Genomic DNA, 15,472 nt, shown 5'->3' on the forward strand with positions numbered 1-15,472 from the left:
CTGAAAACTAGAACTAAAAATGGAATTAGACGAAAAAAAATATTTATACTTTTTATTATTACTCCCAATTGTGGTGTGTATTTTCCTTTTCAATATGTATTGGAAAAGAAAAAAACAGCGCGAATTTGGTGACCTTGAAATGGTAAAAAGACTGAGTCCGGAAAGATCTGTTTTTAAACCGGTTTTAAAAATATCCGTAATACTTTTGGCTTTGGCTTGCCTGATCATCGGTTTAGTAAATCCGAAGATTGGAACTAAAATGGAAACCGTAAAACGTGAAGGAATTGATATCGTTTTTGCGGTCGACGTTTCTAAAAGTATGCTGGCCGAAGATGTGGCGCCAAGTCGTTTAGAGAAAAGTAAACAATTGGTTTCGCAAATCATCAATAATTTAGGAAGTGACAGAATTGGAATCGTAGCCTATGCAGGAAGTGCTTTCCCGGTTTTGCCTATCACATCTGATTATAGTGTTGCCAAAATGTTCCTGCAAAGTATGACTCCGGATATGGTTTCGTCGCAAGGAACTTCACTTGATGAAGCAATTAGATTATCATCGACTTATTTTGATGAAAAAAGCAAAACCAGCAAATTGTTGATTTTAATTTCTGATGGAGAAGATCATTCTGAAGGAGCTTCGGCAGCAGCCGAAGAAGCCAATAAAATGGGAATGAAAATTATCACCATTGGAGTTGGAACTGAAAAAGGAGGTACAATTCCGTTAAAAGAAAATGGTGTAGTTAAAAACTATCAAAAAGATCAAAACGGACAAACGGTTATTACAAAACTAAATCAGGAAGGCTTAAAAACCATTGCAAAAGCGACAAAAGGCGGTTATGTATATGGCGGAAGTACTAAAGAAGTTTTAGAATACATAAAAAATGCGCTAAACAACATTCAGAAAACTGAATTTGAAGCGACCCAAATGGCCGATTTTCAATCGCAATATCAATGGTTCATTGGCTTTGCCTTCTTATTATTGTTTGTAGACATTTTCCTTTTAGAAAGAAAAACAAACTGGATAAAAGAGTTGAATTTATTTAACGAAAAGAAATAATTGTTCTCCATTAAAAATTCGGAACAAAAAATTAAAAAAATTAGAATGAAAAATTTACTTCTTTATATTTTACTAACATTTTCTTTAGCTGTTTCGGCTCAAGAGAAAGACAAGACATTGCCTGATGCCAATGAAGAATATAAGCAGAATAAATTTGTTGATGCTGAAGCAAATTACAGAATTTCAGAATCAAAATTTCCAAAACGTGCTACTGCTCCTTATAACTTAGGAAATACTATCTACAGACAAAATCAGGTTTCTGAAGCTAAATTCGCTTACGCGAAAGCGATAAAGAACGCTAAAACAAGACCTGAAAAACATAAAGCATTTCACAATTTAGGAAATGTTTTGATGAAAGAGAAAGATTATGCTCAGGCTGTAGAAGCTTATAAAGAAGCCTTACGTAACGACCCAACAGACGAGGAAACGCGTTATAATTATGCTTATGCGAAACAAAAGCTAAAAGAAAATCCGCCTAAAAACGATAAAAACAAAGACAAGAATAAGGATAAAGACAAAGACAAGGATAAAAACAAAGATAAAGACAAGGACAAGGATAAAGACAAGGATAAGGACAAAGATAAAAAGGACGACAAAGGCGATAAAGATAAAGACAAAAAAGATGGTAAAGATGATCCGAAGAAAGACGACAAGTCTGACAATAAAGGAGAACCAAAACCACAGCCAGGCGGAATTTCTAAAGACCGAGTTCAAAATTTATTAGATGCCGTAAACAACGAAGAAAAGAAAATTCAAGATAAAGTAAACGCTCAGAAAGTAAAAGGAAACCCTAAAAAAACAGAGAAAGACTGGTAAAATTTGGTTTATTTGTGTAATCGTTAATTTGTTTAATTGTAAACCCGATTAAATAAATTAGCGATTAAACAGTTAATATAAAAAACACTGAAAAACAATTAATGAAAAGATATTTAATTCTATTACTATTCACTTTTCAAGGGCTTATGGCTCAAGTTCAATTTGAGGCCAGAGTAAGCAAAAACACGCTTGGAGTGAACGAAAGATTACGCATTGACTTCATCATGAATGTTGACGGAGATAACTTCGACCAGCCTTCATTTGAGGGATTTAGAATTGTAGGCGGACCAAGCCAGCAAGTAAGCCAGTCTTGGGTAAATGGTAGAAGCTCTTTTCAGAAAATATATTCTTATATTTTACAGCCCAATCAAAAAGGGACATTTTCTATCAAACAAGCCGCTATAGAATACAATGGGCAAATTTATAAAACACAGCCTATAAAAATTGTAGTAACAAATGCCGTTGCTCAGGAAAGAGATCCTTATGACAATAGCAGACCACAAGGTCAGCAAGGAATTCCGAATGAAACCATAAATCTTGTAGCCGAGATTTCGAAAACAAATCCATATCTAAATGAGCCTATTACGGTTGTTTATAAATTATATTTTAACAATATTAACGTTACCGGTTTTAAAGAATTGGCTAAACCTAAATACAATGATTTCTGGAATCAGAATATAGAGATCAAGCAACTGTCTATCGCAGAAGGAACTTTTCAGGGACAAAGATGCTATTATGTAATCCTGAAAAAAACCATCTTATATCCACAAAAATCAGGAAGATTAACAATTGAACCGCTTTCGCTGGATATTGGTGTAGAATTGCCTTCAAATCGTCGTGATATGTATGGGCAAATGATTCTGACAGTTGATAACAGAGTAGTTTCGGCAGGAGCGAAAACTATTAATGTAAAAGCATTACCAGAAGCAAGCAAACCAGAAGGCTTTAGCGGTGCTGTAGGTAAATTTAATTTTACAGTTACGCCATCTAAAACAACATTGAAAAGTGGAGAAAGTCTGGATTTAATTGTGAGCGCTTCAGGAAATGGAAACATGAAATTGTTTACTTTACCAAAACCGGTTGTTCCTAATGCATTAGAAATGTATGATCCTGTTCATGATGAGCAAGTAACAACTTCTCTTTCAGGAATGTCAGGAAAAATTACCGATAAGTATTCTATTGTACCACAATACAAAGGAAAATATGCGATCAAACCAATGCAGTTTTCTTATTTTGATTTGAATACCGGTTCTTATAAAACCATCACCTCACAAGAAATTATGGTCGATGTATTAGACGGACCAATGCAGGCAGAAGCAAGTGCAACAGCAAATGCCTCTAAAAATGTCATTGCAAAAACAGATCAGTTCAAATACATAAAATCAAAAACAACTTTAGTCTCAATCGCTAAAAATGATTTTTACGGTTCTAATTTGTATTATCTTTTATTGTTCGCTCCTTTCGTAATCATACCAATCATTGTTTTGGCTAAGAAAAGAAAAGAGGCTATTGACGGTGACGTAACAGGAAACCGCATTAGAATGAACAACAAATTGGCTAAGAAATATTTATCTCAGGCTAAAAAACAATTAAACAATAAAGAAGCATTTTATATTGCCTTAGAAAAAGCGATGCACAATTTCCTTAAAGCGAAACTACATATCGAAACATCAGAAATGAGCAAGGATAATATTAGCGAATTATTATTGTCAAGAAATGCCAATCCGGAATCTGTTCAAAGTTTTATTGACCTGACAGAAAACTGCGAAATTGCCCGTTATGCACCAGCATCAAGCGCTTCGATTCAGCAGGATTTCGACAAGGCTGTTTTAATTATTTCGGCATTAGAAAAACAAATTGTTTAGTATTTAACCGCAATCCCGAGAGTTATCGGGAGCTAAGAAATTTAGTTTCGTCTGCGTTTAATTTAAGTTCAAAAAGAAAAAACAAACCTAACAGGTTTTATCCCGAAGCTTCGGAACCGTTAGGTTTAAAACAAATAAAATGAAAAACATAGTAGTATATCTTTTTTTATTAATCACTCAGGTTTTCTTTGCTCAAAGCAGCTTTGAAAAAGGAAATGCCTTGTACCAAAAGGGACAATACCAACAAGCTGTTGATGCTTACGAAAGTATTGTTAAAGAAGACAAACAGCATTCTGCAGAGTTATACTTTAACTTAGGAAATGCCTATTACAAGCTCAACAAAGTAGCGCCTTCTATTTATAACTACGAAAAAGCATTGGTTTTAAAACCTCATGATCCCGACGTTTTAAACAATTTAAAATTTGCTAAAAAACTAACAATCGACGAGATCAAGGAAATCCCGAAAGTAGGTTTTGCAAAACTGATTCAGAACTTTACCGGAATTTTTGATTACAATACCTGGGCAAAGATTTCTATTGTAATTTCATTTGTGTTTCTATTGAGTTTTATTGGATATTATTTCTCTCAACTTACGCTTTCAAAAAGACTATATTTTATAGGAATGTTTATTTTGTTAGTAGCTTTATTGGTGACCGTTTCTGCAGCAATAACAGAAAAAACTCATTTTAATAATGATCGTCCGGCGATTGTTTTTGCTGAATTAAGCGAAGTTCGCAGCGAGCCGCAAAAAGCAGGCGCAGCTATAATATTATTACATGAAGGCGCAAAAGTTTACGTTATTGAAACCATAGGACAATGGAAAAAAATCGAACTAACAGACGGAACCGAAGGCTGGATTGACGGTTCTACCATTCGAGAAGTGAAATAACTCTTTTAAAATCTAAAATAAAAAAAATCCCAAATTCCAACTTGATAACAATTGGAGTTTGGGATTTTTTTTATCAATTTGGATTTAAAAACACATAATTGATATAAGAAATTTTAAATCACAAACCCAACCAAACTTAAATTATCTTATATCACTTATATGGTTTAGAACCTAGAAATTATAAACCTTCTCAGGCGTAACACAATAATCCAACCTCACATCAGATTCAAAAACATCTTCAATCTGGTTTTCGGCTTCAAAGAACGAAAGCCCAATTTTTATGGTTTCCGGTTTACATTCGGATAAAAATTTATCATAGAAACCTTTTCCGTAACCTACCCGATTTCCTGAAAGATCAAAAGCTAAAAGCGGCACAAAAACCACCTCAATAGTTTCTGACGGAACCGGTAAACCATTTACAGGTTCAGGAATATTGTATTCGTTTTTTTTAATTTTAGTATTGTCCGTCAATAAAAAATGCGTCATTCCGCGTGTTTCAAAATCGCTTTTCGAAACCACGATTTCTTTATCTTTTCCGGAAAGCAAATGCAAAATATATTCTGTATTTACCTCTTTTTGTTCTTCAATCGGTAAAAAAACATGATAATATGTTTTATCCCAAATGAGCAACTGAATTAGATTATTGGCTATAGCCAAACTCTTTTCTTCAAGATCATCAAGAGTAATTGCTGCACGGAGGTTTTTGTAGTGTAAGCGTAATTCTTTTTTATTCGTCGACATTTGAAGGGCTGTTTTTAGACATATGATAAATCGCATCGCCTTCATAAACGATAGGCGAATGATTCGCGTTAATGACAAAACCGTCATGTGGCGCTTTTACTTTCTGTTCAAATTTACCAAACGGATCTGTAATGATCGCCAAAATTGTTCCTTTCGTTACAAATTTTCCAATCAAATTATAATCGTGCAGCAAACCAGAACATTTCGCGCGCAGCCAAACCGAATATTTAATATAAATCGAAGGTTCTTTTGCATATTCAACCACTTGTTTCGCATCAAGCATATTGAGATAATGCAATAAACGCTTCACTCCCATTACCCCTTCATTGGCAATAACATTATTAATATCTAATGATTTTCCGCCTTCAAAAAGCAACATTTTTATATTTGCTTTTTCGCAGGTATTTCTAAAAGAACCATTAATGTTTTTAGAATATAGGGTAAACGGCGCATTAAAAACATCTGCCAGAATCTTCAATTCAGGATTATTTTCGGTAATTCTTATTTGCGGAGCATTAAATCTACTCGCGCCACCCGCATGAAAATCGACAGCATAATCAATAATGGGTAAAACTTCGGCAACAATATGATACGCAAACCTACTGGCCAGAGAGCCCTTTTTACTTCCCGGAAAAACACGGTTTAAGTCACGCCCGTCAGGAAACTCACGCGATTTATTTACAAAACCATACATATTGATAATCGGGATACAAATAATCGTTCCTTTCGCCGGACGATTAATCTTTTTACTAATAATCTGGCGAACAATTTCGACACCATTTATTTCGTCACCATGAATTCCGGCCGAAAATAAAACTACCGGACCTTCAATCTTTGATCGACGTACAATAACCGGAATATTTAGTTTTGTGGTCGTGTGCAACCTCGCAATTTCAACGTTTATTGTTTTGTTTTCTCCCGGCAAAATCGATTCGCCAAAAATAACCAAGGGTTTACTATTTTTCATGTAGAATTATAAAATCTAAATATAGAAATTATTCTTTTGATTTCGTAAATTTGAAACTAAATCAGTATTAAGCTTTTTTTCAGAATCTAAATGATTTTAGATTCTGAAAAAAAGCTTAACAGATACTTCAGAAACAAAACAGAATGCAAAAACCGTCTTTAGATCTTCAAATTCAAACTTTACCGGACAATCCTGGTGTGTATCAGTATTACGATAAAGAGGGAAAGATCTTATATGTTGGAAAAGCCAAAAATTTAAAAAAAAGGGTTTCCTCCTACTTCAATAAAATTCACGATACGGCCAAGACAAATGTATTGGTCAAGAAAATTGTAACCATAAAGCACATCGTTGTCCCTACCGAAACCGATGCTCTTTTATTAGAAAACAATTTAATAAAAACCCTACAGCCACGATACAATGTATTGCTTCGTGATGATAAAAGTTATCCTTGGATTTGTATTAAAAGAGAACCTTTTTCGAGAATATTTTCGACCAGACGAATGGTCAAAGACGGCTCAGAATATTTTGGGCCTTACACGAGTTTCAAAACCGTACATACGATTTTGGAATTAATCAAAGAATTGTATCCGCTCAGAACCTGCAATTTTGATTTAAGCAAATCGAATATCGATTCAGGCAAATTCAAAGTTTGTCTCGAATACCATATTGGCAATTGCAAAGGTCCGTGCGAAGGTTTAGAACCGCTCGAAGAATACCAAAGACAAGTCGATGCGATCCGCGAAATCCTGAAAGGGAATTTTAAAGAAAGTATGAAAGATTTTAAGCGATTAATGAATCAATACGCACAAGATTTACGTTTTGAAGAAGCTCAGAAAATCAAAGAAAAAATAGAAGTTCTCGAAAATTACCAATCGCGATCTACCATTGTAAACCCAAAGATTACCAATATCGATGTATTTTCAATCGTGTCTGACGAAAGTGCCGCTTATGTAAACTTTCTTCAAATTTCGCACGGATCGATCATTCGTTCACATACTTTAGAAATGAAGAAAAAACTGGACGAAACCGACGAAGAATTATTAGAATTGGCGATTATCGAACTTCGTGAACGTTTTCAGTTACTATCAAAAGAAATCATTGTTCCGTTCGAAATCGATTTGGGCGAAAACATCAAAACAACCGTTCCGCAGCTTGGCGATAAAAAGCAAATATTAGATTTATCCATTCGTAACGCCAAGTTTTACAGAATCGAACAACTAAAACAATTGCAAATTGTAGATCCTGATCGACACACCAATCGCATCATGGCGCAAATGCAAAAAGATTTACGCCTTCACGTCGAGCCGCGCCACATAGAATGTTTTGATAACTCGAATATTCAGGGAACAAATCCTGTTGCGGCCTGCGTAGTTTTTAAAGACGGAAAAGCCAGCAAAAAAGATTACCGACATTTTAATGTAAAAACTGTCGAAGGTCCCGACGATTTCGCCTCGATGACCGAAATTGTCTATCGCCGCTACAAAAGATTATTAGACGAAAACCAACCTTTGCCACAACTTATCATTATAGATGGTGGAAAAGGACAACTTTCTGCCGCCTTAAAAAGTATAGATGCATTAGAATTAAGAGGTAAAATTGCCATAATCGGGATCGCAAAACGTCTCGAAGAATTATTTTATCCCGGAGATTCTATCCCATTATATCTAGATAAAAAATCCGAAACCTTAAAAGTAATTCAGCAATTACGAAACGAGGCCCATAGATTCGGGATCACATTTCATCGTGACAAACGTAGCAAAGCAGCATTAAATTCATCAGTAGAAAGCATTCCCGGCATTGGCGAAAAAACCATGCTAACATTAATACAACATTTCAAAAGTGTTAAAAGATTGAAACTCGCAACCGAAAAAGAAATATCTGACGTCATAGGAGTATCAAAAGCCAAAAAAATTGTCGACTTTTACAAAACCAACTAGTTATTTTTTATGCGCCCAATCCAGCTGTCCATTTCAAATACTCGGTCAAAACGATTTTTTTCTATTGCAAAAAAAGGAGCTTCTAAAGTCGCTCTTTTTTTACAAGAAAAAATATCGTTTTGTCTCTCGCAGTTTTTCATTTCCATCTGGGGCGTGCAGTTGGTGCTTTTCACACTTTTATTTTTCAATACACAAAATTCCTTTTCACAAGAAAATAGCGAAAACGCAAAACAAGACGAAGTCAAAAGACCAAAAATTGGTTTGGTATTAAGTGGTGGTGGTGCAAAAGGATTTGCCCATATCGGAGTGTTGAAAGTTTTAGAAGAGGCTGGAATCAAAATCGACTATATTGGTGGAACCAGTATGGGATCGATCATTGGCGGACTTTACGCTTCCGGTTACAACGCTTCTCAAATTGACTCGATTTTCAAAAGAACCAATTTCGACGAATTGATTAACGACTACATTCCGCGTTCTTCAAAAAACTTTTACGGCAAAAAAAATGACGAATTATACGCCATAGTTTTACCCTTCAGTAATTTTAGAGTCGGAATTCCTGAGGCACTCTCAAAAGGAATGTACAATTACAATTTATTAAGCAGTCTTACCCGCAACGTACGTCATGTACGCGACTTCAATAAACTTCCAACACCGTTTCTTTGTATTGGTACCAATATCGAAACCGGCGAAGAAGTTTTACTAAACAAAGGAAACTTAGTTCAGGCCATGATGGCAAGTGCCGCATTCCCGTCGCTATTTACTCCCGTAGAAATCGATGGCAATTTATTAGTCGATGGTGGTGTAGTCAATAATTATCCTATACAAGAAGTTCGCAATCTTGGCGCTGACATTATTATTGGTGTCGACGTTCAGGATGATTTAATGAAACGAAAAAACCTGAAAAACGCGACCCGAATATTGGTTCAGATCACAAATTTGCAATCTATCGATAAGATGAAAAGCAAAATAAAAAACACTGATGTTTACATCAAACCCGACATTCGTGATTATGGCGTAATTTCATTTGATAAAGGTGAAGAAATTATCAGAAAAGGTGAAGAAGCAGCTTTTGCCGTTTACGAAAAAATCAAAACATTAGTCAATGAAGACAATTTTTACAAAAAACCAAAACTAAAAATTGCTACTGACACCCTCGAAATCGAAAAAATAAACAGTGACAGATTAGACAATTATACCAGAGAATACATTCGCGGAAAATTACGTTTCAAACCCGGAAGCACCATAACCTATGATGATCTTAAAACAGGAATCAATAATTTAAATGCGACCCAAAACTTTAGCACCATTTCTTATTGCCTGCAACCAGACGGCACAAAAGACGATCTTGATTTGGTTTTAAAAGAAAATCCAACACAAACATTCCTTAAACTTGGGCTTCACTACGACGGACTTTACAAAAGTGCTATTTTACTGAATCTTACCCATAAAAAAACATTTCTAAAAAATGATATAACATCGCTTGACATCATTCTTGGTGATAATTTCAGATACGATTTAAATTATTATGTCGAAAATGGTTTCAACATAAGCTTTGGCTTTCGATCAAGATTAAATCAATTCAATCGAAATGTAACAACAAGCATCAGTAGCCTTTTCGCAGAAAATCAAGCCCTAAATTTAATCAATGTTGATTTTTTAGATCTTACCAATCAGGCTTATTTTCAAACCATCTTTGTACAAAAGTTTTTAATGGGCGGAGGTCTAGAATATAAATACCTTAAAATAAACTCGCCAACACTTTCTAACACAGAAAATATTATCGAGAAAAGTAATTATTTCAGCCTTTTTGGATATTTAAAATACGATTCGTTTGATAATAAATATTTCCCTCACACTGGTTTATATTTCTCCGGAGATTTACAAACTTATTTAGCATCATCAGATTACACCAAACAATTCCAGCCTTTCTCTATTGCAAAAGCCGAAATTGCCATTGCAAGAACCCTATTCAGAAAAGCCACAATAAAAATTGGAGCAGATGCCGGATTTAATATTGGCAGCGACAGCGTTCCGTTCTTTGATTTTATATTAGGAGGTTACGGGTACAGCAAAATCAACAACTTCAATTACTTTTACGGATACGACTTTTTAAGTATCGCCGGAAACAGTTTCTTAAAAGCCGACATTACTTTAGATTATGAAATCCTAAAAAAGAACCACGTTAACCTTTCTGCCAATTTTGCCAACTTAGGCGACGATATTTTCACAAGTGTCGACTGGGTTTCAATGCCTAAATATTCCGGATATGCCGTAGGTTACGGACTAGAAACCATTATTGGCCCAATCGAAATCAAACAATCTTGGTCTCCTCAAATGTCAAAAAGCTTTACCTGGTTTAGTATCGGATTCCATTTCTAATACTAATCAATAAAAACATCACCCTAATAAAGAGCTAAGAAATTTACGATAAAAATATTTTTAATGTTTTTTTAGCGTTAATAATTGATACAATATATAATTTAAATCAATAAAAATTACGACATTTGTTATAATGAAAACAAAATGGACAGGTTTATTAGAGTATCTTCAATTCCTTATCAAGAGAAATCCTGAGTAAAACTACCGAATTGAGATAATTAGTCAGTGGCAACATTGAGCTAATTATCTGTTCAAACAATTCAAATTTTTCGAATTATCTAATTTACAAATTATCTAATAGAAAAGCCATGCCATTATATCATAAACTCGGAGACTTTCCTCAAAAAAGACACACCCAATTCGAAAAACCTAACGGAGGTTTTTACTACGAACAATTATTTGGTACCGAAGGTTTTCACGGACATTCGTCATTATCTTATCATGTTCACAGACCAACACAGGTTAAAGAAATTTTAAACTCTTATTCGGTTGAACCAAAAATTGCAATCGGAAAAAATATAAAATCATTACTTTTTAAAGGTTTCGAATTGAAACCAGAAAACGATTTTCTGGACAGCCGCAAAGCAATGTTAGTCAACAAAGACTGCATTATTGGTTTGGCAGCTCCAAAAGAATCACTTCGAAATTATTTCTACAAAAATGCCGATGCTGATGAAATGCTTTTCATCCATAAAGGAAAAGGAAAATTAAGAACCATGCTTGGGAATATTCCGTTTGAATATGGAGATTATCTTATTATTCCAAGAGGTATTATTTACCAAATCGATTTCGAAACCACAGAAAACAGACTTTTTTACGTAGAATCTTACTCCCCTTTTTACACTCCAAAACGTTATAAAAACCAATCAGGTCAGCATTTAGAACATTCGCCATTTTGCGAACGCGATTTTATTTTGCCAAACGAATTGGAAACACATGACGAAAAAGGTGATTTTTTAATTAAAATCAAAAAAGAAGGCATGATTCACGAAGTTGTCTATGCCACACATCCTTTTGACGTTGTGGGCTGGGACGGATATAATTTCCCATACGGATTTTCAATTCACAATTTCGAACCTATAACCGGACGAGTTCACCAACCGCCTCCGGTACACCAAACATTTGAAACGGCCACTTTTGTCGTTTGTTCCTTCTGCCCGAGACTTTACGATTATCACCCGAAAGCAATTCCGGCGCCATACAATCATAGCAATATAGATTCTGACGAAGTACTATATTATGTTGATGGTGATTTTATGAGTCGTAATAATATCGAGCAGGGACATATCACTTTACACCCAAAAGGAATTCCCCATGGTCCCGCACCAGGCGCAATGGAACGTAGTATTGGTCATAAAGAAACCCACGAATTAGCCGTTATGGTTGATACTTTCAGACCTTTAATGGTTACGGAAGAAGCGATGGGATTGGACGATGGTCAGTATTACAAATCTTGGTGCGAATAAATTTCACTTTCGATCTAACCGCAAAGTTCGCAAGGATTTTACGCAAAGATCGCAATGAAAACTTAGCGAACCTTGCGATTTGCCTTTGCGCACTTTGCGGTTAAACAAAAATCTTAAAACAACATTTCGGCAAACCAAATAAACGATTTACCGATTAAACAAATAAACATCATGTCAAAAGAAGTAAAATCAGTAGAATACGGATTAGAAAAAATCTTCGAGGGAGCACAAGATTTCCTTCCGTTATTAGGAACAGATTATGTAGAGTTCTACGTAGGGAATGCAAAACAATCTGCACATTATTATAAAACCGCTTTCGGATATCAGTCATTGGCTTATGCAGGATTAGAAACCGGAGTAAAAGACAGAGCATCTTATGTTTTGAAACAAGATAAAATCAGAATTGTTTTAACAACACCATTAACGCAAGATTCACCAATTCATGAACATCTAAAAAAACATGGAGATGGTGTAAAAGTTGCTGCTCTTTGGGTTGAAGATGCCAGAAGCGCTTACGAAGAAACCATGAAACGTGGCGCTCGCTCATTTATGGAACCAACCGTAGAAAGCGATGAATTTGGAGAAGTAGTTCGTTCAGGAATTTATACTTACGGAGAAACAGTACATATTTTTGTAGAAAGAAAAAACTATAACGGTGTTTTCTTACCTGGTTACAAAGAATGGAAATCAGATTACAATCCTGAACCAACAGGTTTAAAATACATCGACCACATGGTGGGAAATGTGGGCTGGAACGAAATGAATACGTGGGTAAAATTCTACGAAGAAGTAATGGGATTTGTAAATTTCCTATCATTTGATGACAAACAAATTACCACAGAATACTCTGCATTGATGAGTAAAGTAATGTCTAACGGAAACGGAAGAATTAAATTCCCTATTAATGAACCAGCCGAAGGAAAGAAAAAATCGCAAATTGAAGAATATCTTGATTTTTACGGTGGACCCGGAATTCAGCACATTGCCATTGCAACAGATGATATCATTAAAACAGTATCACAACTAAAAGCGCGTGGAGTTGAATTTTTATCTGCTCCTCCTCATACCTATTACCAAGCAATTCCTGAAAGATTGGGCGTTCATATGGATATGATGAAAGAAGATATAAACGAAATAGAAAAGTTAGCCATTATGGTAGATGCCGACGAAGATGGTTACCTATTACAAATTTTTACGAAGCCAGTTCAAGACAGACCAACGCTTTTTTTCGAAATTATTCAACGAATGGGAGCAAAAGGATTTGGCGCAGGGAACTTTAAAGCCCTTTTTGAGTCGATTGAAAGAGAACAAGAATTGAGAGGAACATTATAAAATCGTAATATTATTGCATTATACAGTATAATTCTCGGTAAAACGATGGTTTTTATGCAAATGTTATGTTAAACTTGCCTTTTGTTATTTCTTTTTTGAATTTTCTACATATCTTTGCACTCGCAAATCAAGAAGGGGTGGTTTCCTTCTGAATTGATATAAATTTCATAATTTATAGTTTTTTGGTTAGTTAATAGCATAAAAACTCAGTCATTCCTTGACTGAGTTTTTTTGTTTTGGTACATTTGGAATAGAATTTGCATTTCTTTATCTTTATAATGAAATGTAAAAATTGTACTATGAAAAAATTCATCCTCATCATATTAATTCTCACGACACTTAGTTTCGATACTCAAAAGGAAGACGCTTTTGATACTGGAGAATACTTTAAATTCCGCATTCACTACGGAATTATAAATGCAGGTTACGCCACACTTGAAGTAAAAGACGCCACAATAAACAATAAAAAAGTGTTTCATGCTGTGGGTAAAGGTTATACAACAGGAATGTCAAAGTTTTTCTTTAAGGTCGAAGATTTATACGAAAGTTATTTCGACAAACAAACCGGAGAGCCGTATCGCTATATTAGAAAAATCGACGAAGGAGGTTACACAAAAAATCAGGAAGGTTTTTTTAACCCAAGCGAAAACAGGATTTTGGTTAAAGATTATAAACGCAAAACCGAAAAAACAATTGTTTTAACTGATAATGTACAGGATATCATTTCCTCTTTTTATTACCTGAGAAATCATCCCAGCATTGACAAACTAAAACCGGGCGAAGCCATAACAATTGACATGTTTTTTGATGATGAAATCACAAAATTTAAGTTAAAATATGTAGGTCGTCAAGATATTACAACTAAATTTGGAACCGTTTCTACAATGATTTTTAAACCTTTAGTACAAACCGGAAGGGTTTTTAAAGAAAAAGAGAGCGTAACACTCTGGATAACAGACGACAACAACAAAGTTCCGATTAGAATAAAAGCAGAACTTGCCGTTGGATCACTAAAAGCGGATCTCGACGAATATAAAGGATTAAAAAATCCATTTAAAGTAAAAAAATAATGAATACCACAGATAATTCTGAATCAATTCTAAAAGAAATTGACTTAAAATTCCAAGCTATAAATCAAAAAACTGAAGTTCAGTTAGAAGGATTGCTTTGGTCAAAACCAATTACTTATTGGGATTACATTCAGACTGATGCTCTTTTGAATTTACAAATACAACGCACCACACTTCCTGACGAAATGGTTTTTATCATGTATCATCAGGTAAACGAGTTAATTTTTAAAATGATTTTGTGGGAAATTGATCAAATTGCCGATACACAAAACATTCAGGTCGATTTTTTTAGTGAAAGATTATCCAGAATCACCCGTTATTTTGACATGCTGACGAATTCTTTCAGCATCATGGAAAACGGAATGGACGTGGATCAATACATGAAATTCAGAAATACATTAACTCCTGCAAGTGGTTTTCAAAGCGCGCAATACAGATTGATTGAATTTGCTTCGACTGATGTTATCAATTTAACAGATCGCAGATATAAAGCAAACTTTGATGAAAACACCGATTTAGAAACCAGTTTCGAACATTTGTACTGGCAGGCTGCCGGAAAAGATTATCATACCGGAGAAAAATCATACTTGCTTAAAGAATTTGAAAACAAGTATAAGGATCAATTTCTTAAACAAATAACGACTTTTAAAGACAAAAATATTTGGCAAAAATTTACTCAACTTCCTATTGATGATCAACAAAATCACGAATTAATTGATGCTATGCGTCATTATGATAAAACTGTGAATATCACTTGGGTTATGCAGCATTTGAATACCGCTCGTAAATATATTTTAGAAAGCGGAAAAGGCAATGGTGAAGCCACAGGAGGAAGTGACTGGCAAAAATATATGCATCCAAAATACCAAAGACGCATCTTTTTTCCTAAATTGTGGACCGAAGAAGAATTGTCTAATTGGGGAACTGAAACCACAGTTTAATTTCCAAAAAAAATA

12 protein-coding genes are annotated in these 15,472 nt (G+C 34.7%); 10 read left to right on the forward strand and 2 right to left on the reverse strand.

What is annotated here, in order from left to right:
• Positions 1–19: 19 nt before the first annotated feature.
• The 4 genes from FLACOL7796_RS09180 to FLACOL7796_RS09195 all read left to right on the forward strand — a co-directional run bounded on the left by FLACOL7796_RS09180 (position 20) and on the right by FLACOL7796_RS09195 (position 4,624).
• Positions 20–1,054, forward strand: a complete 1,035-nt coding sequence (locus FLACOL7796_RS09180) for a vWA domain-containing protein (protein WP_173970501.1) — start codon at positions 20–22, stop codon at positions 1,052–1,054.
• 45 nt (positions 1,055–1,099) lie between these two features.
• A complete protein-coding gene (locus FLACOL7796_RS09185; protein ID WP_173970502.1) occupies positions 1,100–1,870 on the forward strand; it encodes a tetratricopeptide repeat protein in 771 nt (256 codons plus the stop codon).
• Between the two features lie 101 nt (positions 1,871–1,971).
• A complete protein-coding gene (locus FLACOL7796_RS09190; protein WP_173970503.1) occupies positions 1,972–3,735 on the forward strand; it encodes a BatD family protein in 1,764 nt (587 codons plus the stop codon).
• 139 nt (positions 3,736–3,874) lie between these two features.
• Positions 3,875–4,624: a tetratricopeptide repeat protein gene (locus FLACOL7796_RS09195; RefSeq protein WP_173970504.1), complete on the forward strand. Its 750-nt coding sequence runs from the start codon at positions 3,875–3,877 to the stop codon at positions 4,622–4,624.
• A gap of 171 nt (positions 4,625–4,795) precedes the next feature.
• Here FLACOL7796_RS09195 and FLACOL7796_RS09200 read toward each other — a convergent pair whose 3' ends face one another.
• Both FLACOL7796_RS09200 and FLACOL7796_RS09205 read right to left on the reverse strand, forming a co-directional pair.
• Positions 4,796–5,365 carry a 5-formyltetrahydrofolate cyclo-ligase gene (locus tag FLACOL7796_RS09200; protein WP_173970505.1) on the reverse strand — a complete coding sequence of 190 codons (570 nt, stop codon included), beginning with the start codon at positions 5,363–5,365 and terminating at the stop codon, positions 4,796–4,798.
• The gene (locus FLACOL7796_RS09205) at positions 5,352–6,332 is read right to left on the reverse strand and encodes a succinylglutamate desuccinylase/aspartoacylase family protein (RefSeq protein WP_173970506.1); all 981 of its coding nucleotides are present in this window, start codon (positions 6,330–6,332) and stop codon (positions 5,352–5,354) included. The genes FLACOL7796_RS09200 and FLACOL7796_RS09205 overlap by 14 nt, the downstream gene beginning before the upstream one ends.
• A 143-nt stretch (positions 6,333–6,475) precedes the next feature.
• Between FLACOL7796_RS09205 and uvrC the strand changes: the two genes are divergently transcribed.
• The 6 genes from uvrC (at position 6,476) to FLACOL7796_RS09235 (ending at position 15,457) form a co-directional block, all read left to right on the forward strand.
• Complete coding sequence (gene uvrC / locus FLACOL7796_RS09210; protein ID WP_173970507.1) at positions 6,476–8,269, forward strand: excinuclease ABC subunit UvrC; 1,794 nt, start codon at positions 6,476–6,478, stop codon at positions 8,267–8,269.
• A 9-nt stretch (positions 8,270–8,278) separates the two neighbouring features.
• Entirely contained in the window at positions 8,279–10,648 is a 2,370-nt protein-coding gene (locus FLACOL7796_RS09215) for a patatin-like phospholipase family protein (protein ID WP_173970508.1), read from the forward strand.
• Between the two features lie 308 nt (positions 10,649–10,956).
• A complete protein-coding gene (locus FLACOL7796_RS09220; protein WP_173970509.1) occupies positions 10,957–12,114 on the forward strand; it encodes a homogentisate 1,2-dioxygenase in 1,158 nt (385 codons plus the stop codon).
• A 171-nt stretch (positions 12,115–12,285) separates the two neighbouring features.
• Positions 12,286–13,446 (forward strand): 4-hydroxyphenylpyruvate dioxygenase, encoded by a 1,161-nt coding sequence (hppD, locus tag FLACOL7796_RS09225; RefSeq protein WP_173970510.1) that lies wholly within the window; start codon positions 12,286–12,288, stop codon positions 13,444–13,446.
• Between the two features lie 299 nt (positions 13,447–13,745).
• Positions 13,746–14,516, forward strand: a complete 771-nt coding sequence (locus FLACOL7796_RS09230; RefSeq protein ID WP_173970511.1) for a DUF3108 domain-containing protein — start codon at positions 13,746–13,748, stop codon at positions 14,514–14,516.
• On the forward strand, positions 14,516–15,457 hold the full coding sequence (locus tag FLACOL7796_RS09235; protein WP_173970512.1) for a tryptophan 2,3-dioxygenase family protein: 942 nt from the start codon (positions 14,516–14,518) through the stop codon (positions 15,455–15,457). The genes FLACOL7796_RS09230 and FLACOL7796_RS09235 overlap by 1 nt, the downstream gene beginning before the upstream one ends.
• The last annotated feature ends 15 nt before the right edge of the window (positions 15,458–15,472 follow it).

The sequence above is a fragment of the Flavobacterium bizetiae genome, from assembly GCF_902804475.1.
Classification (GTDB): domain Bacteria; phylum Bacteroidota; class Bacteroidia; order Flavobacteriales; family Flavobacteriaceae; genus Flavobacterium; species Flavobacterium bizetiae.